Origin of the sequence: Streptomyces sp. NPDC048415, assembly GCF_040651675.1 — a bacterium.
Taxonomy (GTDB): Bacteria; Actinomycetota; Actinomycetes; order Streptomycetales; family Streptomycetaceae; genus Streptomyces.
This window is the reverse complement of sequence record NZ_JBEZKJ010000110.1, coordinates 1-24591: the sequence shown is the minus strand read 5'-3', so window position 1 is coordinate 24591 and position 24591 is coordinate 1. Positions and strand designations below refer to the sequence as shown.

16 protein-coding genes and 1 pseudogene are annotated in these 24591 nt (G+C 68.2%); 7 read left to right on the top strand and 10 right to left on the bottom strand.

Annotation, left to right across the window (positions count from 1 at the left end):
• Positions 1–169: 169 nt before the first annotated feature.
• A complete protein-coding gene (locus AB0D27_RS39395) occupies positions 170–1684 on the bottom strand; it encodes an APC family permease (RefSeq protein WP_362518747.1) in 1515 nt (504 codons plus the stop codon).
• 223 nt (positions 1685–1907) lie between these two features.
• Here AB0D27_RS39395 and AB0D27_RS39390 point away from each other — a divergent pair, with 223 nt between their 5' ends.
• A complete protein-coding gene (locus tag AB0D27_RS39390; RefSeq protein WP_362518744.1) occupies positions 1908–3536 on the top strand; it encodes a PucR family transcriptional regulator in 1629 nt (542 codons plus the stop codon).
• Positions 3537–3538: 2 nt separating this feature from the next.
• Here AB0D27_RS39390 and AB0D27_RS39385 read toward each other — a convergent pair whose 3' ends face one another.
• From AB0D27_RS39385 to AB0D27_RS39375, 3 genes are all read right to left on the bottom strand, one after another.
• On the bottom strand, positions 3539–4675 hold the full coding sequence (locus AB0D27_RS39385; RefSeq protein WP_362518742.1) for a glycosyltransferase family 4 protein: 1137 nt from the start codon (positions 4673–4675) through the stop codon (positions 3539–3541).
• An 876-nt stretch (positions 4676–5551) separates the two neighbouring features.
• Complete coding sequence (locus tag AB0D27_RS39380; protein ID WP_362518739.1) at positions 5552–5743, bottom strand: hypothetical protein; 192 nt, start codon at positions 5741–5743, stop codon at positions 5552–5554.
• A 111-nt stretch (positions 5744–5854) separates the two neighbouring features.
• Positions 5855–7885 carry a SpoIIE family protein phosphatase gene (locus tag AB0D27_RS39375; RefSeq protein ID WP_362518737.1) on the bottom strand — a complete coding sequence of 677 codons (2031 nt, stop codon included), beginning with the start codon at positions 7883–7885 and terminating at the stop codon, positions 5855–5857.
• Positions 7886–8855: 970 nt separating this feature from the next.
• Between AB0D27_RS39375 and AB0D27_RS39370 the strand changes: the two genes are divergently transcribed.
• The 3 genes from AB0D27_RS39370 to AB0D27_RS39360 are packed head-to-tail and all read left to right on the top strand — an operon-like array spanning position 8856 to position 12140.
• Complete coding sequence (locus AB0D27_RS39370) at positions 8856–9692, top strand: transposase (protein ID WP_362518734.1); 837 nt, start codon at positions 8856–8858, stop codon at positions 9690–9692.
• Between the two features lie 40 nt (positions 9693–9732).
• Positions 9733–11343, top strand: a complete 1611-nt coding sequence (mdlC, locus tag AB0D27_RS39365; protein ID WP_362518731.1) for a benzoylformate decarboxylase — start codon at positions 9733–9735, stop codon at positions 11341–11343.
• A 38-nt stretch (positions 11344–11381) separates the two neighbouring features.
• Positions 11382–12140, top strand: coding sequence for an SDR family oxidoreductase (locus tag AB0D27_RS39360; protein ID WP_362518729.1), 759 nt, complete (start codon positions 11382–11384; stop codon positions 12138–12140).
• Between the two features lie 386 nt (positions 12141–12526).
• On the opposite strand, the pseudogene AB0D27_RS39355 reads toward AB0D27_RS39360, so the two are convergent.
• The 5 genes and pseudogenes from AB0D27_RS39355 to AB0D27_RS39335 form a co-directional block, all read right to left on the bottom strand.
• Positions 12527–14219, bottom strand: a pseudogene (locus AB0D27_RS39355) (ISAzo13 family transposase).
• A gap of 318 nt (positions 14220–14537) precedes the next feature.
• Positions 14538–18053, bottom strand: coding sequence for an indolepyruvate ferredoxin oxidoreductase family protein (locus tag AB0D27_RS39350; RefSeq protein WP_362518726.1), 3516 nt, complete (start codon positions 18051–18053; stop codon positions 14538–14540).
• A gap of 387 nt (positions 18054–18440) precedes the next feature.
• Complete coding sequence (locus AB0D27_RS39345; RefSeq protein WP_362518723.1) at positions 18441–19631, bottom strand: CaiB/BaiF CoA-transferase family protein; 1191 nt, start codon at positions 19629–19631, stop codon at positions 18441–18443.
• Positions 19615–20133: a MaoC family dehydratase gene (locus tag AB0D27_RS39340; protein ID WP_362518720.1), complete on the bottom strand. Its 519-nt coding sequence runs from the start codon at positions 20131–20133 to the stop codon at positions 19615–19617. Before AB0D27_RS39340 ends, AB0D27_RS39345 begins: the two co-directional genes overlap by 17 nt.
• A 7-nt stretch (positions 20134–20140) precedes the next feature.
• A complete protein-coding gene (locus tag AB0D27_RS39335; RefSeq protein WP_362518718.1) occupies positions 20141–21301 on the bottom strand; it encodes an acyl-CoA dehydrogenase family protein in 1161 nt (386 codons plus the stop codon).
• Positions 21302–21523: 222 nt separating this feature from the next.
• Here AB0D27_RS39335 and AB0D27_RS39330 point away from each other — a divergent pair, with 222 nt between their 5' ends.
• The 3 genes from AB0D27_RS39330 to AB0D27_RS39320 all read left to right on the top strand — a co-directional run bounded on the left by AB0D27_RS39330 (position 21524) and on the right by AB0D27_RS39320 (position 23700).
• Positions 21524–21994 (top strand): MaoC family dehydratase, encoded by a 471-nt coding sequence (locus tag AB0D27_RS39330; RefSeq protein WP_362518715.1) that lies wholly within the window; start codon positions 21524–21526, stop codon positions 21992–21994.
• The gene (locus AB0D27_RS39325) at positions 21994–22899 is read left to right on the top strand and encodes a CoA ester lyase (protein ID WP_362518712.1); all 906 of its coding nucleotides are present in this window, start codon (positions 21994–21996) and stop codon (positions 22897–22899) included. Before AB0D27_RS39330 ends, AB0D27_RS39325 begins: the two co-directional genes overlap by 1 nt.
• A 312-nt stretch (positions 22900–23211) precedes the next feature.
• Complete coding sequence (locus AB0D27_RS39320; protein WP_362518709.1) at positions 23212–23700, top strand: winged helix-turn-helix domain-containing protein; 489 nt, start codon at positions 23212–23214, stop codon at positions 23698–23700.
• Between the two features lie 96 nt (positions 23701–23796).
• Here AB0D27_RS39320 and AB0D27_RS39315 read toward each other — a convergent pair.
• Positions 23797–24591, bottom strand: a 795-nt coding sequence (locus AB0D27_RS39315; RefSeq protein WP_362518706.1) for a helix-turn-helix domain-containing protein, incomplete at its 5' end; no start/stop codon positions are given.

Sequence of the window (24591 nt, the reverse complement as noted above, 5' to 3'; positions counted from 1 at the left end):
GCCGCCGTGACGCCCGTGGTCGCCGCGAGGGCCGCCGCGCCCTTCAGGAGGGAGCGGCGGCGCAGCCGGGCCTCCTCCACGGGCACGCCCAGCCGGTGAGCGGCGGCGTGGTCGGCGGCAAGGTCGCGCAGGACGCGCATCGTGTTCGTACGGGACACAGTGCTGCTCCTCATCCTCGGACGGTGGCGGAAGCTTGGGCGAGGTCGTCCTCCGTGCGCTCGCCGGCGTCCTCCAGGACGATCCGGCCGATGATGTCGTAGCGCTCGGGGTGTCGTGCCTTGAGGTAGAAGCCGAGGCCGAGGCCGCCGAAGAAGACGAGGCCGACGATCCACGGGATGGCCTTGAACAGGAGCGAGCCCGCCGCTGTGCCCGCCGCGGTGTCCAGGTTCAGCACCAGCAGCACGACCACCGCGACCATGCCGATGCCGCCGATCAGGGGCGCGGTGAAGGTCTTGAACCAGTGCCGGTCCTCGGGGTGGTGCTTGCGGAAGTAGCCGATGACCGCGAACGAGCAGAGTGTCTGCACGATGAGGATCGCCATCGTGCCGAGGATCGCGAGCAGCGTGTAGAGGTGGACGTACGGGTCCTGCCCGGTCAGCCAGAAGGCGGCCACGAGCGCGACCGCGATGACCGACTGCGTGAACGAGGCGAGGTGGGGGGAGCCGTGCTTCGGGTGGGTGCGGCCGAGGGCCGGGTGCAGGAAGCCCTCACGCCCGATCGCGTACAAGTAGCGTGACGCGCACTGGTGGAAGGCCATCCCGCACGCGAACGAGCCGGTGATCAGCAGCCATTGGAAGGCGTCGACCGCCCAACCGCCGATGAAGGTGTGCGCCGGGTCGAAGAACAGGTCGAGTGGGCTCGTACCGGAGGAGACCTTCACCGAGCCCTGCAGACCGTTGCCGGCGATCGTCATCCAGGAGACGTAGATGTAGAAGAGACCCACGCCGACGACCGAGATCAGGGTCGCGCGCGGGATCACGCGCTTGGGATCGCGTGACTCCTCGCCGTACATCGCGGTCGACTCGAAGCCGACCCACGACCAGAAGGCGAAGAAGAGCCCGAGCCCGGCCGAGGTGCCGGTGAAGGCGTTCTTCGGGTTGACGGGCTCCAGCGGGATGCCGTCCGGGCCGCCGCCGTGGATCAGTACGGCCGTGGCGACCGCGAACAGCACGGCGATCTCGGCGACCAGCATCACGCCGAGCGCCTTCGCGGTGAGATTGATGTCGAAGTACGACAGGACGGCCGTGACGGCGAGCATGACGGCCGCGTAGAGGATCCACGGCAGGTCGACGCCCAGCTGATCGTCGACGGTGGTCCTCGCGAAGTACGAGAAGACACCGACGATGGACGCCTCGAAGACGATGTACGCCATCACGGCGAGCATGCCGGAGGCCATCCCGGCGATCCGGCCCAGGCCGTGCGAGATATAGCCGTAGAAGGCGCCCGCGGCCGTGATCCGCTTGGCCATCGCGACATAGCCGACGGAGAAGACAGTCAGCACGGCGGTGGCGAAGATGTAGCCCGCGGGCGCGCCCGTGCCGTTGCCGAAGCCGACCGCGATGGGGAGGTTGCCGGTCATCGCGGTGATCGGCGCCGCCGTGGCGACCGCCATGAACACGACACCGACCAGACCTACGGAATTCGCTTTGAGGCGATGCACCTCTCGCGTGGGTGTTTCTGTCATTCCCGCCCCTCTCTGTGAACCTACGCAACGAAATCCGAAGATCCATTGGTGGTTCTCTTACGGATGCGACAGTTTGGCGGCACAGTGACCCACGCCACAACAGACACGAGGTCGCGCAATCCCGTCGCAGGGGCGACGCTTTGTCGCGTGCATGCCGCCTGGGAGAGCGCCCGTAATCGCTCGGAGATGCCCCCGGAACCTGTCCGCGGGTAGCGTCCGCTGCATGGACAGCCGTTACGACACCCAAGGCGCCGGAATCACCGTGCAGCGGGCCCTCGAACTGCCCGGGCTGCGCAGCGGGCTCCCGGAGATCCTCGCGGGCGCCGACCGGCTGCAGCGCACCGTGCGCTGGGTGCACGCGGGCGAGGTCCCGAACATCGCCTCGCTGCTCAAGGGCGGCGAACTGCTCCTGACCACGGGGTACGGCCTGGGCACCCGCCCCGCCGACCAGCGCGCCTTCGTCCGCACCCTGGCCGAGCGCGGCATCGCGGCCCTCGTCGTGGAGCTGGGCCCGCGCTTCGCCCGGCTGCCCGCCGCCCTCGTGGAGACGGCACGCACCGCCGGTCTCCCGCTGGTCCAGCTGCACCGCGAGGTGCCCTTCGTGACGGTCACGGAGGAGGTCCACACCGAGATCGTCAACGGCCACTACGCGCTGCTCCAGCAGGCCGAGGAGGTCCACAGGCGATGTACCGAGGCGCTCCTTGGCGGCGGCGGTGTTCCCCAAGTCCTCCGCATTCTCGCCGACTTCAGCGGCAACCCCGTCTTCCTGGAGACGGCGGACGGACAGCTCCTGTACGCCGCCGGTGCCGGCTCCGCGGGCGCCGACCCGCTCCAGGTGTGGGAGGGGCTGCGCGGCCAGCACAAGGAGCAGCCACCCGCCGGGACGACCCTCGTGGACGTGCCCGGAGGCGGTCCCGGCACGGGTTCCGTGCGGGCCCGACTGGTTCTGCTGCCCGTCAGCGCCCCGGTCGCCCCGGTGCACCGGATCGCGGCGGAGCGGGCCGCGGGCATCCTGGCGGTCGTCCTGATGCAGGCACGTCAGGAGGAGGAGCTCGCGGCGCGCGGGCGCGGCGACTTCCTCACCGACCTCGCGGAGGGCCGCATCGAGGCCGAGGATGCCCCCGCCCAGGCCCGCGTGCTCGGCTTCAAGCCCGGCAACAGCCCGCTCCTGCCGGTCGTGATGCGACTCGCCGACGGCCTCGCCCCCGGCGGCGGCTGGGCGGTCCTGGCGCGCGCGGTCGCCGAGGAACTGGCCTCGGTCGGAGTCCCGGTCCTGCTCGGCGTACGTCCCGTCGAAGGCCGCGTCCCCCTCCTCCTGGGCCTGCGCTCGGAGTCCGAGCGCTCGGCCGTGGCGGACCGGGTCGCGGCGGCACTGCGGGCCGGCGTGGAGCGCGCGGGCATGCAACGGCCCGGCGCGCAGCCGCCGGTGGTGGTGGTCGGCGTCGCGGGCGGCTGGGCGGCGGCCTCGGCGGGCCTGCGGCACGCGGCGGAGACGGCGACGGCCGCGCAGGGCCTGTCGGACCGCCCCTGGTACGACGCCCGCCGCCTGGACATCGACCTGCTGCTCTGGCGGCTGCGCGACCACCCGGACCTGGCGGCCTTCGTGGACCGCGCGATCGGCCCTCTCCGCGACCACGACCACCGCTCCAAGCCGCCGCTCCTGCCCACCCTGGAGACGTACTTGGCCCACGCGGGCCGCAAGGCGGAGACGGCCCGCGAGCTGCACCTGAACCGGCAGACCCTCTACAACCGCCTCGGCAGGATCGGCGAGTTGCTGGGCGTGGACCTGGACGACCCGCAGACGGTACTGGCGTTGAGCCTGGCGCTGCGGGCGCGCAGGCATGTGCCGTAGCTCTAGGCGAGGGGCCTTGGCTGAGTCAACTCGTCGTAGACGCTGAGCACTTGGGCGACCGTCTCGTCCTCGGTCGGCCAGGTGGCGGCCTGTTGGGCGCCCTTCTCCCTGAGCAGCTCCCGGCGCGCGGGATCCCCGAGGAGACGTACGACGGCATCGGCGAGGGCGTCCGCGTCACCGTACGGGACGAGGTCGGCCGCGTCGCCGACCAACTCGGGGATACCGCCCACAGCGGTCGCGACGAGCGGCACACGCGCGTGGAGGGCCTCCTGCGCGAGAACGGAACGGGATTCCCAACTGCTGGGCAGCAGCGCGATATCGGCGGCCGCCAGCAGCTCGGTGATGTCCTCGCGCCGCCCGACGAGCCGAACCGGCAGGCCTTCGTCCTCGATACGGCGCTGCAGAACCGTCCGCAGCGGCCCCTCCCCCGCGATGACGAGCAGCGGCACGGGATCGATGTCCCGCCACGCGCGCGCGGCGTTCAGAAGGGTGTCGTAGCCGCGGTGCCGGTCGAGCGAGCCGACGGCCATGAGCAACGGGCGGTCGGTCGCGCCGAGTTCGGCCCGCGCCTTGTGGCGTGACCGGTCGGGGTCGCCGTGTTCGACGGGCGTGCGCGGCGCGGGGAAGGCCACGGCGGCGAGCCGCGCGTCCCGCGCTCCTCTGCTGCGCGCCCGGTGCACCAGGTCCGAGGACGTACCGAGGACGACGGCGGCGGCCTTGGCGACCCGCCGCTCGAGCAGGCGCAGCAGATGGGCCCGTGCGCCCTCGGCGTGCGAGCGCGTGTGCCAGGTGACGACGAGCGGTACGCGCCGCCCGCTGAGCGCGAGCGCGGCCCGCAGGGCGGCGTGCAGCCCGTGCGCGTGCACCAGGTCGGCGTCCGCGCAGGCCACCCGCAGTGCGGCCACCGAAGCGGGGTCGCCGCTGCGCGCCACCGCAACGTGCTGCGCGCCCACACCGCTGAAGCCGTACGCGCGATCCGCCTCGGCGGGGGCGCACACGGTGACCCGCACACCCCGGGCCACAAGCCCGGCGGCCAGCGACCGCACATGGGCGCTGCTGCCCGCGCTCCCGCCGCCGAGCACCTGGACGGTGCGCAGCGGCGACTGGCCGTGCGGTGAGTGGCTGCTCACGTGGCTCACGTGGCCGGGGCTCCTGGTTCGGCGTCGGACGGTCACGAAGAAACGTACAGAAGATCGTGCGGAGGGGGTGTACCGCACGTCGGTACTCCGCGTACTCCACCAAGGATGCCAGGCCGCATGGGTGTTCCGGGACCGCCATGGGGGCGGGGCGCGGCTGAGGGGGCAACTCGGGGAGGCCGGTCACTCACATGAGTGAGGGAGGCCTGACCAGGTTGCCGGGCCGGGCCGCCCACCCCGGAGGTTGCCGTGACGGTCGGGGGGGGGGGGGGGCCGGCGGCCCCCCCCCCCCCCCCGGAGCCGGGTGCCGAGGCGCTCCGGGCTGCCCTCGGCACGGATGGCTACCGGCTCCTTACCCGCCAGCGCCAAGAGCGCGGCAGTGCGCTGGGCGAACTGGCCGACCTGGTCTGGAACACCGCCTGCGAAGCCGACCGGCTCCACGGCAAACTGCGCCGGGGCACCGCGGAGTCCTCCGACACGACAAGGCGCCGCACCGCCAACCAAACCGCGTTCACGGACTTCAAAGCCTTTCCCCCTTGACGCCCCCATACGCCTGAGTGGTGATCCGAACGCTCCGCTCAGTCTCGTCGCACCCTCGCCGGTCGTGACCAGGTTGAGGGTGAAGTAGCGGAAGCGTCGGATGACGGATCGCAATTGGGAGCCGCGACTTCAGCGTTCATGGCGAACACCATGGCCTCGGGCGAGGTCGCGCCCAGCACTGTGCATTCCCGCTTCGTGTCAGGAACGAGGCGGCACCCTCGTATGCGGAAGGTCACCATGTTCAGTTCGCCCAACGCACTCGTCTGGCGCGGCCTGCTGGCCGTCGTCATCGGCGTAGTCTCCGTCCACCGTCGGCGCCTTCGGCATCCTCTTCGCCGTCTACGGGTTCACGAGTGCGGTGACGGACGCTGCCCGTACCTTCGCAGGCGACAGCGTGGGGCCGGGGGCAGCGAGATAACTGGTCAGCAGCCGAGCCTCGTGCAGACGGACGCGGTAGTCGACGACTCGCCGGAAGTCGCAGGCCAACGCATTGATGTGCACCAGGCGAGCGAGGTGGGCGGGTAGGTTCATACCACCAAGGTTCGTGACGTGAACACTGGGATCTCCCCCGCCCCTCAATACGATCTCGCGCCCTCCGTCGAATCACGCGACAAGCACGCGGCTGTGAGTGCCGAAAACCTCTCAGCTCTCTGCAACCGTACCGGTTCGCAGCTCCACCCATATGGTCTTGCCTTCGGGTGTCTGCCGCGTGCCCCAGCGATCGGCCAGTTGGGCGATGATGAACAGACCGCGGCCGCCTTCGTCGGTGGCGCGGGCATGTCGAAGGTGCGGGCTGGTGGCGCTCGCATCGCTGACCTCCACGGTCAGTGTGCGGTCCAGAATCACACGTAGGTTCAGCGGCGGGTGGCCGTAACGGATGGCGTTGGTGACCAGCTCGCTGACGACAACCTCAGCACAGAAGATGACTTCCTCCGACATCTCGTGCTGTGAGAGCCAGCCCCGTGTCAGGGCGCGGGCCGATGCAGGTGCCTCGTGGTCGGGCTCGATGCTCCAGACCGCCGTGCGGCCGAGGGGAAGCGCGTAGGTGCGGGCCAGAACGAGGATGTCGTCGCCCTCTGGAGGCTCTCCGCCGCGGCCGGAAGCGTAGACGACGCTGTCGCAGACCTCCTGCATCGAGGCTCCGCTACTGGAGAGGAGCTGCTGAAGGTGCTTGGGACCCACGGCATGGAGCAAGGTGGGTGTGGCGAGAACGAGGATGCTGCCTTCGTTTATGTCGAGCGTGGTCGCGGCAAAGGGTGCTGCGTCCACGCTGCCCAGGAGCGGCCCGTCGGGGAGTTCCATCGGGCTGATGCTCCCGTCAGGGTTGACAAGGAGCATGCTTGGGTATCCGGCGCGGCCCGCGACGCAAGTACACGAGACAGGGTCGTAGACAGCGTAGGAGTAGGTGGCCGTCAATGATTCGCCGTGTGCTGGGTCGACGTTGGGCGATGCCCGGTGTTCCTCGACCAGTTGCAGGAAGGTGTCGTTGAGGCGGGCCAGCAGCTCGTCGGCTTCGAGGTCGAGGGCGGCCAGCGCCTGGATGGCGGTGCGCAGCTGTCCCATAGCGATGGCGGCGTGAATTCCTTCGCCGCCCACCTGGCCGATCACCAGCAGGCTGCGTGAACTGGAGAGCGGCATCATATCGAACCAGCTGCCCCTCGTGCGGCGACCGGGCAGGTAGGCATAGGCGGTATCCAGCCCGGTATGGGCTACGGGGCGTGGGGGCAGCAGGCGCCGCTGCACCGTAGCGGCCGTGGCACGCTCGCGGGCGTACCGGCGGGCGTTGTCCAGGCAGAGCGCGGCATGTCTGGCGAGGTCCGCAGCCAGGGCTAGGTCATTTTCGTCAAACCTAATGGTGTTATCGCAGCGGAAAAGACTGAGCAAGCCCAGCACGGTTCCGCGCAGCACCAGCGGCACCATGAGGAGACTGTGGGAGCCGGCATCACGCATGAAGTGCCTGAACTCGGGGTCGGCGTGAAGCCAGTGACCGGAGTCGCCCGCCATAACGAGGCGCGGCCGCAGGTCTGCCAGCGGCAGGGCCAACGGTGTGCGGTCCCCGACGATGTACAACTCGCCCTCAGCGCGAGTCTTACCACTGCCAAGATCACCTGCTGAAGCGGCGCGGCACAGCGGCACACGCGAAACAGACGCGGGCGTCGGAGGTTCCTTGCCCCGCACGATCGCCTCTACTATGTCGACGACCGCTACGTCCGCAAAATCGGGCACCAGGACATGGGCCAATTCCCGGCACGTGGAGGTCACGTCCAGCGTGTGCCCCACGGCTTCCCGGACCCGTGACAGGATGGCGGTGCGACGGCGGTTGGCCTCCTGCTCGGTCGCGTCGGCGACGACCGCAACCAGCCCCAGAACCCCGCCGCGCAGATCGCGAAGGCAGAAGGCGGACACCAGGAAGCTGCGCTCGAACTCCCGGCCAGGTTTCAGCGAGCCGCGTATCAACCGATCAACCATCGGAGCACCGCTGTCCAGGACTCGCCGGAAGGCTGCTTCCTGGCGTTCGGGTTCCTCAAAGTTGTACACTTCGCTCAGGCTGAGCCCGTTGATCGGATCCGACGCCGATTGAAGCACCGCTTGCGTCGCGGCGTTCACGCGCAACCGCCGGTCGAGGACGTGAACGCACCGAGCCCCCACGACCAAGTCGTGTGCATGCCCCATCGGGTGCGGCCCCACGTCACTCAATGAGTACCCCCATCCCGGCTCAGCGTGTGTGTCTGCTCCTCGCGACCGGCCAGGAGCATGTCCCCGCGTAAGACCTAATCTCTCGGAGTGGCTGCCACGTCCGCGTCTTGGTGTCCCAGCACGAGTACGACGAGCGACGTCACCCCTGCTCAATTGGGGGGAGGTCAGAGCACAACCTCCTCCCCACCAACGCTAACCCCAACGCGCGCGGCGGCAACTACGCCGCCGACACGCTTGTCGGTAAGTGCACGAGGCTGAGGTGGAGCCCTTCGCAACGATCGCCGGTCGACTCGGCGCCCGGCCCGGCATAAGCGGATGTACTCCCGGTTCGTGGCCCTGCGGGTCCGGCACGCCGGTGCGCGAGATCCGGCAGGCCACCGACGGTGCGGGGCTGCCGGTGTGCTGGCCGAGTGGCCCGAGAGCGAGAGCGAGCCGGTCCAGCTCTGGCTGTACGACATGCCCGTCGGCACTCCACTGACGACCCTGGTCCGCCTGGCCAACTCCGCTGGCGCATCGACCACGACTACCGGGAGATGAAGCGGGTCGGCCTAGCCCGTATCAACAGACCCGCACCAACCTGACGGGGCGCTTCCCGAGCGAGTGATCTTGGAATTCAAGCTTAGAACCCTCGACGGCCTTCGTCCGTGCCCCAGCAGCCATACCCTGGAGATCATCGGCCTGCCCGACTTCGATCCAGTCGCTCTACCGAGGCGTGGACGAGCGGCCCCTGGTCGAGGATCTGCAGTCGGTATGCATCCTCTCGCCAGGCTTTCGAGCCGGAGCCGAGGAGGGCTTGCACGTGGCCGTCACCCCGCGCCGCGGATGCTCGCCGCCGGGAAGCGTACCGAAGGTCTCCAGCGCCATCGGCGGACGATCCTGGGCCGCTCGATAAGTCGTCGCTGCAGGCCGCCGGGCGTATCTCTCGGCCTGGACTCCGCCCACGCCCGTGCCGTGCTCACCCCAGCGCCGACCCCTACCGCCGCGGCCAAACTCACCCGAAGCCAGCTGCGGGCGCTGCTCAACCGGGCGGGGCGCCTTCGCCGGTTGGTCGACAAGCAGGTCGAGCGTCTGCGGGAGGTCTTCCGCTCGGAACAGATGCGGCAGTTGCCCCCTGCAGCAGCTCGACGCCGCCCGCAACAGCAGCAACGACCTCGGCGATGCCATCACACATCTGCCCGGCCTGTCGGTCCTGCCCGGCGCCAGGGTCCTTGCCGAGATCGGCGACGATCGCACCCGCTTCGCCAAGGCCAAGGCCAAGGCCAAGGCCATCAAGGCATACGCCTGCGCCGCCCCGGTGACCCGCGCCTCCGGCCGCAGTCGCCCGCACCGTCAAGAACCGGCGCCTGCCCGCCACCGGCTACATGTGGGACTTCGCCGCCCTGCGGAACCTGTTCAACTAGCTCCTCGGCTGCCTCCACCACGACCTGCCAAAACCGCACCCTCTATGACCCCAAACGAGCCTTCGCAGGCCGCCTCGCGCTCGTCGCATGACCACCCGATCCCTCGTAACCTCGCCGTGAAACGCCTGCTCACCGGCGATGCCCGGCCCGCCGAGCGCGCCGAGCGGTTCGGCCTGGGTAAGCCACCTCGCCGAACCGGCCCAGGCCCTGAAGCGAGCCATGGAACTCGCCACCCTGTGGCGCCCAACGCGCCACTGGCTGTGGCAGCCGTCGTACGTGTCGTCACCGAACGGACCGCATTTCGCGACGAAGACGCCTTTGTCGAGCAGGATCAGATCGTCGCCCCGGTTCTGACGTCCCACGACGCGAGGAAGGGCCGTTAACCCGACGCCCCCACCCCAAGCAAGAAAGTCGATGGCAACCATGACTGAGCAATCCACCGTCCGTAGCGTCACCTACGACCTGCTGCGGACCCTGAAACTCACCACGGTCTTCGGTAATCCCGGCTCCACCGAGCAGACGTTTCTGCAGGATTTCCCCGAGGACTTCACCTACGTCCTGGCGCTGCAGGAGGCCTCCGTCATGGCGATGGCCGACACCTTCGCCCAGGTGACCCGCCGCCCCGCACTGGTCAACCTGCACTCCTCGGCCGGGGTGGGCAACGCCGTGGGCAACCTGGTGGCGGCCTACCACGGAAACACGCCCCTGATCATCACCTCGGGACAGCAGCACCGGGAACTGGTGATCGGGGATCCGTATCTCGGCAACCGGGAGGCCACCACACTGCCGAAGCCGTGGGTGAAATGGTCCTACGAACCGGCCCGCGCCGAAGACGTCCCCGAGGCCTTCATGCGGGCCTACGCGGAGGCGTTGCAGCCGCCGGCAGGGCCGGTCTACCTGTCGATTCCCATGGACGACTGGAAGCGGCCCCTGTCCGGTTTTACCCGGGTGCGGACGGTGAGCGACCGCGTCGCCCCCGACACCGAGCGACTGCGCGGATTCGCCGATCGCATCTCCGCAAGCCGTCGGCCCGCGCTGGTCTTCGGACCAGAGGTCGACCGCAGCGGCGGCTGGGACGCGTCCGTCGCACTGGCGGAAAAGCTGCGCGCTTCCGTCTACGGCGCCCCGCTGCTGGACCGCGCCTCCTTCCCCGAGGACCACCCCCTCTTCGGCGGTCCACTCGGCATGTCGGTGAAGACCATCAGCGACCGGCTGACCGGGCACGACCTGGTGGTCGTGATCGGCGCGGAGGTGTTCCGCTACTACCCCTACGTGCCCGGCGACTACCTGCCCGACGGCACCGAGCTGCTGCAGATCACCGGTAATCCGGGCGTTGCTGCGGCGGCGCGTGTAGGCGACAGCCTCCTGGGCGATCCCAAGTTGGCGATCGAGCTGCTCCTGGACATGGTCACGGAGGGATCCGCGCGGACCGCTCCGGAGCCGATGCCGCGCCCCCGCGAGCTGCCGCAGGTGCCGAACAGCCCGCTCACCCCACCGGAGGTCTACGCCACCCTCAGCAAGGTTCGGCCGCCCGACGCGGTCATCGTCAACGAATCGACCTCCACGATGGCGCAGCAGATCGAGTGGCTTCCCACGGTCAGGACCGGATCGTTCTTCGCCACGGCCAGCGGAGGCATCGGCTGGGGCACCCCGGCGGCGGTGGGCGTCGCGCTCGGCGACCGGGACAGGGGCGTCGAACGGCCGGTGATCGGCCTGATCGGCGACGGCTCCTTCCAGTACTCCGTGCAGGCCATCTATACGGCGGCCCAGCACAACCTCCCGATCGTGTATGTGGTCATGCGCAACCAGGAGTACTCCATCCTCAAGTCGTTCGCGGTACTCGAGGAAACGCCGGGCGTTCCGGGACTCGACCTGCCCGGGCTCGACATCGCCTCCGTGGCCCGCGGCTTCGGATGCCGTGCGGTCGACGTGGAGACCAGCGAGGACCTGGAGCGGGAGTTCAAGGCGGCCCTGACCGCCGGCACCACCACGGTCATCGTTGTGCCCACGGAGCCTCAGAAGGCGATGTTGTAGGCAGTGCGGCCCGCCCGCCCGGAGAAGGGACAGAAATCATGGACCTCGGACTGAAGGACCGGGTGTACATCGTCACCGGTGGCACCCGCGGGCTGGGCATGGCCGCCGCGCGTGAACTGGTGGCGGACGGTGCGAGGGTGGTCATCAGCGGCCGCAGCGAGAAGTCGGTGGCCGCCGCCGAGGCGGAGCTCGGCCCGGGGCAGGCGGTCGGCGTCGTGGCCGACAACGCCGACACCGCGACTCCGGACCGACTGATCGCCGCGGCCCGCAATGCCTTCAAGCGGCTGGACGGGGTGCTCATCAGCGTCGGCGGGCCCCCGGCAGGCACGTCGGACACCATCGACGACGACCAGTGGCGCGCCGCCTTCGAGTCGGTCTTCCTCGGTGCGGTGCGGCTCTCCCGCGCCGTCGCGGCGGAGCTGGACGAGGGAGGCGCCATCGGCTTCGTCCTCTCCAGCTCCGTGTACGAGCCTATTCCCGGCCTCGCGATCTCCAATGCCTTGCGGCCGGGCCTGGCCGGTTACGCGAAGAACCTCGCGAACGAGCTGGGCCCAAGGGGCATCCGGGTCGTCGGCCTCGTGCCCGCCCACATCGAAACCGACCGGGCACGCGAACTCGAAGCCCGGTCCGGCGATCCCGACGCGACCCGCGAGCGTGCGACCGCCCGCGTCCCCCTGCGCCGCTACGGAACCCCGGACGAGTTCGGCCGCAGCGCCGCCTTCCTCTTGTCGCCGGCCGCGTCGTACCTCACGGGTGTGATGCTGTCGATCGACGGAGGCGTGCGCAAAGGCTTCTAGTGTTGCAGCCGGACTTCTTCATTAGCGATGGTCAACAGCTTGGGAGTGGGGAGTGCGGCGGGCTGGAACGGGGGTGGGACGGTCTTTGCCGGGCCGTCGCACGAACGCGTGGCCGCGGTGCTTGTAGTGGCAACGACGGACGCGTGCTTGGTGGCCGCGACGCCAGTGGGACCACGTCATCGCGTGGTCGCGCTCCGGAGCACGGTGGCGGGGTCTAACTGCCAGCAGACGCCGAATCTCGGCCGGTGTGAGGTCCACGAGGTCCGGTATGTCCCGCCCAACGCCCCCCTTTCCCGTTGCTGGCTGGCCAGGACGGCGAGGAATGCGTGCGCGAGGATGGCGAGTGTCATGTGCCGGTACCAGCCCACGTAAAGGCTCGCAGAGAATCAACATGCGTGTTTGATGTTGTTCGGGGGTTCGGAGCCGTAGGCGTCGATGTAAGCGGTCACGTCTGCAGGGGTGGTGAATCGTGCTGTGGAGCGGGGGCGGTGCATCCGTGCTGGTCCAGGAGGGGTTGGGTCTCCTGGATCGTGCGGGTGATGGTCTGCGAGCTGGCCCCGAAGAGTGCGCCGAGGAGGGCGTGGGTGAAGCAGCCGCGCTGGTAGAGGAGGGTGGCCAGGATCCGGTCGGGGTCGGTGAACGCCTGCCGGGGGCCGGCGCCGGGGGCTCGTTGCCGTTCGCGGCCGCGTCGGTGGCGGCGCTGTTCTTCCCGCCGGGCTGCCTGGATTGGCGCCAACTTGCTGATCAGGGTGTCCAGTTGTGGGCGGGTGATGCCGGTGAGTTCCGGGTCGGTGAGCCGGGCGTGCTGCCGGGGGTCCCCTTGCCGGGGTTCCGCGCCGTGTGGAGTGCTTGTGGCCGTGGGGCCGCGCTGCTGGGCGTGGGGGGTGTAGTTCCAGTCACCGTGGAAGCGGTGGCGGGTCATCGTCAGCGCGTCGACCTGGGCGTCGTCGACTTTCACGCCGGTGGGGTAGGCGCCGGTGTTGAGTTCGGCGCGGACCGTCAGTCCGGTGCGGGTGGTGGTCGCTGCGATGGACTGCACGATGACCTCGTGGCTGGTCAGGGGCCTGCCGCGCCAGTTCATGGAGATGTGGCAGAAGAGTCGGTGCTCAATCCGATTCCACTTCGACGTGCCCGGAGGTAGGTGACACACCGTGATATCAAGGCCCGACTCGGCGGCCAGAGAGGCAAGTTCGGTCATCCACGCTCGGGTGCGGTAGCCGTTGGAACCTCCGGCATCGGCGGTGATCAGCAGCCGCGCGGCCCTGGGATAGTTGTGGCGGCCGCAGGCGTGCCACCAGCGGCGGAGAGAGGCGACCGCGAAGGCAGCGGTGTCGTGGTCGGTGCCGACGCTGACCCATCCGGTGTTCGCCGCGATGTCGTAGATCCCGTATGGGATCGCCTTGCCGGGCCCCTCCCGGTCCAGGAAGTCATGCGTCTTGACCTGCACCGGGTCGCCCGTGGGCTGCCACTCACGCCCCGCGTTCTTGTACTCGCCGACCAGTTCCTTCTTCTTGCTGTCCACGCTGACCACCGGGTCCCCAGCGTCGATGTGGTCCTTGGCCTGCTCGTTGATGTAGCGGAACTGGGCGTCCCGGTCCGGGTGCTGCTTGCCCTCGATGGTCTTGGAGTTGGCCTGCAGACTGAAGCCTTCCTCCCGAAGCAGGTAACCGACCGTGTCGGCACTGACCTTGTGTCCCTGGCGAGTCAGCTCGCCGGCCAGGTTCCGGGTCGACTTGGTCGTCCAGCGCAGCGGCGACATCGGGTCTCCGCGCATGTCCGGCTCGACCAGGGCCAGCAGCGCGGGCCGCAGCCCTGCATCCAGGTCGGCGGCCTTCTTCCGGCCGCCGCCTGGTCGGCGACCCGCCCCGGCGGCTCTCCTCCCGACTCCAGCTCATCCACCCCCTTCCGGACCGTCGTCTCGCTGGCCTCGGCTGCCCGAGCAACGGCCCGGATCCCACCGTGGCCCAGAAGACGGGCCTCGGCTCCCATCAGCAGACGCTGCTGCCGCTCGTCCAGATGTGGGAGCAACACTTCGAATTTCAAGGTGAGTTGATCCCGAATCTCCTGCGGTATGCGCATACCACGTCCACGAGCCAAACCACCGGAAGCAACACCTTGATTTTCTGCGAGCCCTAAGACCGGCATACTCTCCGACGCCCAAGGTGAGGGCGTTGGCCTGTTCCTCAATGGAGTCGGCCCGTCTCCTGCAGCAAGTAGCTGCGCTCGCGGTACTTGTAGTAGCCGGTGACGCGCCACCAGCCCTCTGACACTCCCTGACCGACCTGCCCGAAAGGGCCCGAGACCTGCTGAAAAGTGGCAAGGCTGGGCGGACCAGCAGCCACCCCACGCCCGAATCCGCACCTCAGCCCCGACACGCCCTGCACGACCCGGAACCGATCACACCACAATCAAGCCGGTGGAGCCGGGCTCAGTGAGTTGCCGGCGAAGTTCAGTGAGACGGTGGCGGTACCGGGAGACATTGTCCATTTTGATTTGCTCATAGCCGCGGATCTCATCGGGCAGGGATGCAATGTCTACTGCAAGAGCATGATTTCCGGGGTTGAGGGTGTCGAGTAGGCTGGCGACGACCTCGCGGTATTCGGAGATGAGTTCACGCTCTAGCCGCCGTACCTTGGCGTAGCCAAATGGGTCGAGCCGGGTGCCGCGAAGGTGACGCATCCGGGCGAGGACCGCGAAGGCGGGGACAAACCAGCGGCCGAGGGAAACCTTCGAGTGCATGCCGAGTGCGCGCAATATCGGTGGGTGCAGCTGGTACGAAACCCGTGCATGCTCACCGAATTCGGTGCGGATGTCGGCGCGCAGCGAGGGCTCCAGCGCGAGGCGAGCCACCTCGTACTCGTCCTTGTAGGCCATCAGCTTGTACAGGTACCGGGCCACGGCTTCGGCGAACTGGGTGGACCCGGGTACGCGGTCGTCCTCGACGTCGCGCACCCGCTCGACCACCTGGGCGTAGGCACGGGCATACGCCTTACTCTGGTAAGAGATCAGGTCGGGGACGCGGATCTCGATCAACCGGGCCAGTTCAGAGCCCTGCGGGGCCCGCACGATAGCGGTCAATTCGTCCGTTCCAGCTGGCATCGGGCGCTGTGCCGCCTTTCCGCCGGACGTCCGCTGGATCGCCTTGGCGAGGCCCGCCGGGTCGGCGACCGCCTGCCGCCCGCGGCGGAATGCCTGGATGTTCGCCTCTACCCGCGCGCCGTTCAGCCGGATGGCTTCCTCGATGAACTCGGCTGAAATCGGCAGTTTCCCGGCCTGACAGGCCGCGCCGGCGAGGAGGAGGTTGGTGACCTGGTCGTCGCCGAAGAGGTCGACGGCGAGCCTGCGCGCATCGAGGAACACGTTGTCGGTAGCGGCGGTGGTCTCGTTGATCCGGCCTACCAGATCTGTACTGTCCGGGAAGGACACTCGCGGGTCGGTGACCATGGCTCCGGTGGGGACTTCACTGGTGGACACGACCGCGACGGTGCGGCGCGGGTCGGCGGTCATGAGATGGCGCGGGTCGGCCGCGACGAGCAGGTCGCAGCCGAGGTAGAGATCCGCCTCGCTCTCGGCCGCCTTGCCGGCCTGCTCGATCGGCCCGGCCGTGACCTTGATGTCGGAGACCACGGAGCCTCCTTTCTGCGCCAGACCGGTCTGGTCGAGTGTTCGCACGTGCCGACCGGCCAGCGAGGCCGCGGTGCTGAGCACCTGTGCCAGCGTGACCACCCCCGTGCCGCCGACACCGGCGATGCGCGTCGTGTGCTGGGCCACATCCAGGATCCGGGGTTTGGGGAGCGCGTCGTCCTCGAGCGATGGGATGTGGGGACGCCGTGCCTTCACGTCCCCGGGAACCACGGTCAGGAACGCCGGACAGTCGCCCTGCAGGCAGGAGTAGTCCTTGTTGCACGAAGACTGATCAATGCGGGTCTTGCGTCCGAACTCGGTTGTTGTCGGGTGCACCGACAGACAGTTCGATTTTCGACCGCAGTCGCCGCAACCCTCGCACAGCCGCTCGTTGATGACGACCCGCTTGACGGGGTCGGGGGCCAGGCCCCGCTTACGTTTGCGACGGAGTTCGGCGGCGCACTCCTGGTCGTGGAGCAGGACCGTGACCCCGTCGACCTTCGCAAGCGTTTCCTGCGCTTCGAGCAGGCGGTGGCGCGGCCACACCTCGACGGTGCGGGGCAGCTTCACCTTGCCGTAGGCGCGGGGGTTCTCGGTGGTGATGATGGTGCGCTTCACGCCTTCGGCGGACAGCGACGTGACTATCTGAGGCACGCTCAACGCGCCCGCGGGCTGCTGTCCGCCCGTCATCGCGACGGCCGAGTTGTACAGGAGCTTGTACGTGATGTTCACGCCTGCCGCAACGGCGGCGCGGATGGCGAGGCTTCCGGAGTGGTGATAGGTCCCGTCACCGAGGTTCTGCACCAGATGGTTGCGGCCCAGGAACGGGGCCATGCCGATCCACTGGGCGCCTTCGCCACCCATCTGGGTCAGCCCGGTGACCTCACCGACCTGCCCCGGCGCCATCGTCAGCACCATGCCGTGGCAGCCGATGCCGCCGCCGACCAGGGAGCCTTCGGGCACCTTCGTGGAGCTGTTGTGCGGGCACCCGGAACAGAAGTACGGCGTGCGCGTCACCACTGGCAATTCGATCCGGCGTGGCTGCCGTTCCTGGCGCCACGTCTCGACCGTGGGGAAGTGCCCGGCCTGAGAGAACCGGGTGGCGAGGGCTGTGGCGATGAGGCCGGGGTCGAGTTCCCCCGCGGAGGGCAACAGCGCGGTGCCCTCCGGCGTGTGCTTTCCGCTGATGACCGGCGCGTCCGGCCGGCCGTAGAGGCACGCTTTGACCGCGGTCTCCAGGAACGGGCGTTTGTCCTCGACGACGACGATCTCCGTGAGCCCGGCCGCGAACTTCCGTACGATCTCCGGCTCCAGGGGATGGATCATGCCCAGCTGCAGCAGGCGCACGCCCCGCCGCGCGAGTTCGTCGTCGTCGAGTCCCACGATGCGCAACGCCTGCCGCACGTCGAGGAAGGTCTTGCCGGCCGCGATGATCCCGATCCGGTCGCCGGCTCCCATCCGGACGATCTTGTTCAGCTCGTTGGAGCGGGCGTAGGCGAGAGCGATGTCGAGCCGGATTCCTTCCCGGCTTCGCTCTAGTTCGCCCAGGATTGGTTGGAGTACCTTCGCCGTCACCTCGTGCCGGTATGGTTTCCCTGCCATCTTCAGCCGCGGCACGATGGGTATGACGCGCTCGGGGTGTACCTCCACAGTGCCGGACCCGTCAGCGATGTTCGTGCCGATCTTGAGTGCCGACCAAAGTCCGCAGGCCCGGGACATAGCGACCGCATGGATGCCGAGGTCGAGGACGTCCTGGGAGTCGGCCGGATACAGCGTGGGCAAGCCGAGGTCGGCCAGCAGGCCCTCGGAGGAACCTGGCACCGTTGACGATTTCGCCGCCGGGTCGTCGCCGACCAGCGCTACCGCACCACCGAGTGGGTGGGTGCCCATCAGATTCCCGTGGCGGATCGCGTCGGCGGCGCGGTCCAGTCCGGGCGACTTGCCGTACCAGTACCCCGTTACCCCGGCGAAGCGCGCATCGTTCGCCGCCGTTGCCAGTTGGGTGCCTTGGACAGCGGTGGCGGCCAACTCCTCGTTCACGGCAGGCCGGAACACGATGTCGTGCTCATCGAGCAAGGCGAGGTTCCGGGCGAGTTCCATGTCGTAGCCGGCGAGCGGGGAACCCTCGTATCCGGCAATGAACGCGGCGGTGTTCAGACCTGCACGCCGGTCGGCCCGCCGTACGTCGAGCGGCAGGCGCGCCAGCGCCTGGATCCCGGTCAGCGGGAACTGTCCGGACTCGGCGAGGTAGCGGTCGTCGAGGGGGCTGCGGTGGGAGTGTTCGGGCATGGGTTGTCCTTCCGGAAGCACGGTCGTCGTGCTTCTCACTACGCTGGTGCGATCCACCTCTGGCGGACTGGCGCAAGCAACTCCTCCGGCGATTCGGGCGCTACGGGCATGCGCGCCCAGCACCGGGAGGCTGGAAGGCCTGTTCCACCACTACCGCTGCGCGTTGCTCGTACGGCTCTCGCAGGAGACAGCCGAAGGCCGTCCCGTACAGCACAACGCCGACCGCAGTGGGTGGATCTTCACCGATACCGGTGCGCGTTGGCGGCTCGCCGCGGGAGACCTCACAGTCGTCCCGGCGGCGCGCCGCCAACGCGGAAGGACACAACCAGTGCCGGCCATCAACCGCCGAATAACAAGGGCTCGGCGTTGCCGCCTCAACCTGGATGGCTATCCAATGATGCGAGAAGTGCGCAGCGAAGTCAGCGCGGTATGGTCGTATCCCAGTTCGGTGAGGATCTGGTCGGTGTGTTCACCGAGGAGCGGCGGCCCCAGCTTGTTCACGGAATCCAGCCCCGAAATCTGAGGGGCGAAGTCGAAGACCTTGACCGGGCCCACCGCGCTGTCGACTTCACGTACCAGCTCTCGATGGATCATGCGCGGGTGCTCCATCGCCGTGGCGAAGTCGTTCATCGCCCCCGAGGGGATCCCTACTTCGAGGAAGCGTTCCAGCCAGAATTCCAGGGGCATGGCCTTGATCGCCTTGCGGACGATCGGGTCGAGCTGCTCGCGGTTCTGCATGCGCAACCCGTTGGTGGCGTAGGCCGGATCGTCCACCAGTTCGACATGCTGCAGGGCGGTACAGAACTTCAGCCACTGTTCCCGGCTGCCGGCTCCTGCCGCCACGATGACACTCCGCCCGTCGGCGCATTCGTAGGCGCCGTAAGGGAACATCGTGTGATGGTTGAGCCCGACCCGCTCGGGGTTCGTGTGGCGGTACCACCACACGAACGGGAAGTAGCCTGTCCAGGACATCACGGCGTCGAACAGCGCCAGATCGATGAGTTGCCCGTCGCCTGTGCGCTCGCGGTGGTAAAGAGACTCCAGAATGGCAATCACCCCGTACATGGAGCCGGAGATGTCGCCGAGCGAGACGGAAATCTTTGCCGGTTCTTCCGGTGTCCCGTTGGTGCTGATCAGCCCCGTCTCGCCCTGAATGATCAGGTCGAGGGCCGGCCTGTCGCGATACGGCCCGTCCTGTCCGAATCCGGAGATTCTGCAGATGACCAGCTTCGGGTTCGCCTCTCGCAGGGCATCGAAGTCGAGCCCGAAGCTCTCCATGGTCCCCGGGACGAAGTTCTCGATGAATACATCCGCCCCCTCCAGCAGCCTTCCCAGGACTTCCATGCCCTCCGGCTTTTTGAGGTCGAGCGTCATGCTCCGCTTGCCGGGGTTGACCCAGGCGTGCCCGGAACACATGCCGTTGACGATGTCATCCCACTGCCGGACGGGGTCACCGGAGCCCGGCCGCTCGACCTTGATCACATCCGCGCCCATCTGGGCGAGCAGTCTGGTGCAGAGCGGTCCCGCGACCCCTTGGGTCACGTCGACCACGCGAATACCCTCAAGAGCTGCTGGCATCGGATCCCCCTTCGAGGTTGCCGTCGGCCTTGGCCCAGAAGGCCCGGCGTTTGAGCAGGACCGTACGCAGGCCGGTGCACACCTCGGTTCCGTCTGCTTTCCGGCCGGTGAATCGGTAGGTCATCAGGCCGCTGTCCTGCGACCCCGATTCGCGGAGCTCGACGACCTCGCTCGTGGCGTACAGCGTTTCTTCTCGGTAGACCGGGTTCGGCATGCGGATGCCGGTCAATCCGACGTCGGCGATGGCGTTCTCGCTCATGTCCTCAGATGTCAGGCCGATGACCAGCGAAAGGGTGACCCCGCCCATGACGAGCCGCTCGTGGAACATGCCGTCAAGCACACTGCGCATGTAGTCCAGGTTGAAGTGGCCCTGGGCGGTGTTCAGGGTGAGGTGGGTGATGGCGAGGTTGTCCTCGTTGGAGACCGTCCGTCCGCGCACGTGCTCGTAGTGCGTCCCGACGGTGAAATCTTCCCAGTAGCTGTCCGGGCTGGTGTAGGACATTGTTCCGTCACTTCCTCTCAGTGATACGGCGGGCGATGATCTCCCGCTGAATGTCGCTGGTCCCCTCGCCGATGGGCAGCCCGCCCGAGTCCCGCCAATACCTGTTGACCGGGGAGTCGATGGCGTAGCCGTTGCCGCCATGAATGTAGAGGGCGTCCCAGCAGACCTTCCGGGCCATCTCGGCGGCGAACAGTTTGGCCATGCCGGCCTCCAGATCGGCGCGCTCACCGGCGTCCAGCTTGGCCGCCGCCAGGTATCCCAGTGCGCGGGCTGCTTCGATCTGAGTGCGCATGTCGGCGAGCTTGAACCGCACGGCCTGGAAATCCTGGATCGGCCGGCCGAACTGAACGCGATCACGGCTGTAGGCGAGCGCCGCCTCGTAGGCGGCGCGGGCCAGCCCGATGCAGCGGAACGCGAAGCCGGTCCTCGCGATTTCGTAGCCGCCCATCAGCTGCTGGAAGGCCTTGCCTTCCACGCCGCCGACCAGGTTCGCGGCCGGGACCTCGAGTTCGTCGAAGTACAGCTGGTAGGACCACATTCCGCGGTACCCGCACGTGGCCAGATGCGTGCCGGTCAGCTTCGGCGGCAGGAACTCGCCCTTCGGCTTGTCCACGGTGAGCAGGCTGACGCCGCCGTGCTTTGACTCGTTACTGGTCCGCACATAGGTGAACAGGACCTCGGCCACGTCGGCATTGGTGCACCATTGCTTCGTGCCGGTCAGCAGGTAGGACTCACCGCGGCGCTCGGCCCTGGTGGAGATGTTGGCCGCGTCGGACCCGGCGTCCGGCTCGGTGCCCGCGGAGGCTGCCTGGATCTGACCGGTGACCAGCCGCTCCACGTACCGCTCGATCTGCTCGTCCGTCCCGTGCCGGACGAGCAGATCGGCGCACACGACATTGCGCTGGATCAGGCTTCCGACCGACATGCTTGCCCGACACAGTTCCTCGGTCACCACGCACAATGCCGTGGCATCCATGCCCAGGCCGCCGTACTCGGTCGGCGCACAGATCCCGAAGTAGCCGATCCTGGCCATCTTCTCGTAGAGCTCGTCAGGAATCCGCGAGTCCTCCAGGTCAAGGCGGCCCGCGATCGGCTCCACCTCCTTGGTGGCGAACTCTCTCGCCGCCTCCTGCAGCTCACGATGTTCCGGGCTTAGGACTGTGCTCATGAAGACCCCTTCCTGGCATCAGGTCGATGCCGACCCAAAACCTCTGAGGTTTGCACCGTAGGGTCCGCCGATGCGGAAGGCAAGGGCTTGACCCCGAAACCTCAGAGGTTTAGCGTGCCGGTCACGAAGCCCCACTGAGGGGCGGAGCCGAACGGGCAGTCACCGGGCGGCGGCCACTGGCAGCCGGCCGGACGTTGTCAATCGCCGGGAGGGTGGAACACGATGCAAAAAGTCGTACGCCAGCGTGGTTTGTATTTCGAGGACTTCACAACGGAACGGGAGTTCGAGCATCACTGGGGCCGAACCCTGCTGCTGGCGGAGAGCCTCGCCTACAGCACCCGCATGATGCACTTCAACCCCCTCTACTTCGACGTCACCTATGCGCGCCGCCTCGGGCACCCGGCGATTCCGATCAACCCGATGCTTGTCTACACGACCGTCGGCGGCCTTTCCGTCGAAGATCTGTCCGAAGCCGGAGGCCCCTTCCTCGCCGTGGAGGACCTGACCTTCCACCGGAACATGTACGACGGCGACACGGTCCGTGCCTCCTCCGTGGTCCTCGGCTCCAGGGCGTCGCAGTCGCGTCCCGGCTGGGGAGTGGTCGAGTGGCTCACCACGGGCCGCGACACCTCCGGCGAGGTGATCCTGAGCTACCGGCGCTCGAACCTGTCGCAGATGCGAGGGGAGTCGTGATGCCCAGGCTGCGGCGCAGCGAACTGGTCACCCCGGCCACCAGCGAGAAGATGCTCAAGAAGGCGGCGCAGAGTCCGGCCGACATTGTCATCATCGACCTGGAGGACGCCGTCACCCCCGACCGCAAGGCCGAGGCCCGCCAGGGTGCGATCGCGGCACTCACCGGGCTCGAGTGGGCAGGACCGGCGCGCGCGGTGCGGATCAATGCCCCGGGGCAAGGGCAGTCTCTGGCCGATCTCGCGGCCCTCGTCCCGGCCGCCGGGAGCCACCTCGACCTGGTGGTGATTCCCAAGGTGACAAGCCCGCGCCAGGTGTGGTGGGTCGCCACTACGCTGGCGGAGCTGGAACACCAGGCCGGCCTGAGCCGCCCGATCGGCATTGAGGTGGTGATCGAGGACGTCGCCGCGATGGCGGAGCTGCCCGCGATCGCTCGGTGCAGCCGGCGGATCGAGGCCCTGTCCTTCGGGCCCGGCGATTTCTCCGCCTCCCAAGGCGTGGACTTGCGCGCGGCGGGAAACGACCGCCGTGACCTTTATCCGGGAGATGTCTGGCATTACGTGCGCAGCGCGATGGTGATCGCCGCGCGCTCGGCAGGCATCGCGGCAGTCGATGGCGCCTACGCCGGCCTGGCCGACCCAGACGGCTACCGGCGTGAGTGCGTCATGTCGCGGACCCTCGGCTTCGACGGGAAAGTGGCCGTACATCCGTCGCAGACCGACATCGCCAATGAGGAATACGCCCCGAGCCCGGACCAGGTCGCCGCGGCCAGGAACATGATCGCGGCGCACGAGGAAGCCGCGCGGTCCGGGGCCGGAGCCGCCACCCACGACGGCAAGCTCATCGACGCCGCCACCCTGCGGAGCGCACAGCGCATCGCCGGACAAGCCGAACGATCCGCCCCATGAGTGTGCTGCATAGCAGCAGACGGCTCCCAATTCGCCACCCGGCGATGGCCACACGGATCCGGGGTCACCCTGTCATGGCTCGATCTGCCTGGCTCCGATCGCGCTGCCTTGGTCACCCCACTCGGCCCGGCGCCGATGCCGCGATCTCCCCCGGGGAGGCCGACTGCCTGCACGGCCTGTCCCTGGACGATCCGCATCCGCTACCCGAGGCGATCCGCACCGGTCAGCCGCAGCGCATCGGCAACCAGTTACTGACTTTGTTGGCGTGATGTCGTGGCTGACAAGTGGTGATTGTCGCGGTAGGCCGGTTGCATGAGGTATCCGCAGGGTGGAGGGCTGACCGCGGAGCGACGCGCGTTTCGTGGACACATCCGGATGCAGGCAGCCGAGTTGTTCACTCTGGGACACGACAATGCCGTGGTCGCCAGGCAGTTATGTGTCAGCGTGCGGTCGGTGCAACGCTGGCATCAGGCGTGGGAGCGCGGCGGCACGTCGGCCCTGGAGTCGAAAGGGCCGGCGTCCAGGCCCAGGCTGAGTGAGGCACTGTTCGAGGTACTCGAGCAGGAATTGGCCCGGGGGCCGGTGGCGCACGGCTGGCCGGACCAGACCTGGACGCTGGCGCGGATCAAGACTCTGATCGGGCGCCGGTTCCACAAGAGCATGACGCTGTCGGCGATCGCGCAAATGCTGCATCGGCACGGCTTCAGCCATCAGGTCCCGGCCCGCCGTGCGCTGGAGCGCAACGAGGAAGCGGTCACCGGCTGGATGAAGGAGACCTGGCCCCACGTGAAAGCGCCGTAGCGGCGCTCGCGGCCTGGCTCTGTTTCGAAGACGAAGCCGGTTTCTCGATGGGCTCAGTCAAGATTTCCGTGACGGGGTGACGGAGTGTGGTTGGAGTCAGGAGAGGAGGACTCGTTTGCGAAGCAGTGCGAATCCGGCTCTTCCATACATCTGTCGCTTCAGCATCTTGATCCGGTTGACGTGGCCTTCGACAGGGCCGGAGTTCCAGGGCAGCGTAAGGCCCGCGGTGACAGCCTGGTGATCACGCTGGAGACCGTCGGCGAAGGCGTGCAGGGCGGGTAGGTCATCGGCGTGGACGGCGTCCCTCCAGGCTGGCAGGTTGTTTCCACCGAGGTCGCAGACCATGCGTGCGAAGGCGTGCACGTGGCCTCGGATGGCAGTCAACTCCGGGCAGCGGCTGAGTACTTCACCCGGCTGGCGTTCTTCGGCGTCGCGCAGATGCTGGGGGTTCCACATGATCCAGTTGGTGATCTGCTGCGGTTTGAGCACCGGGGCCGGCGACCGGATGGAGCCGAGGCCGGTGCGAAGCGGCCGGAGACAGCGTCGCACGGCTTGCGGGGTTCGTCCCGGGTAGCCCTGAGCCTGGATCTCCCGGAAGAGACGGGCGGCATCGGTGCACCCTTCGTTCCAGCGCCGGATCAGGTAAGGCTTGTAGTCGTCCAGGTGTGTGGTGCGAAGGGCGCCTTCGATGAGGCCGTCGAGGCTCTTGCAGTGTGCATAGCGTTCCGCGGTGTGCCGGGCAAGGCCCAACTCCCGTGCGATGGCGCTGATCGTCCATCCGCGGGCCAGCAGTCGCTGAACTGCCTTGTGTCGCTCCCGGGTTCGGGTGACCAGCCACTTCTCTGCGCCGGTGTTCGGATTGAGCGTCGAGGGCGGAGCCCCGGCCATGCG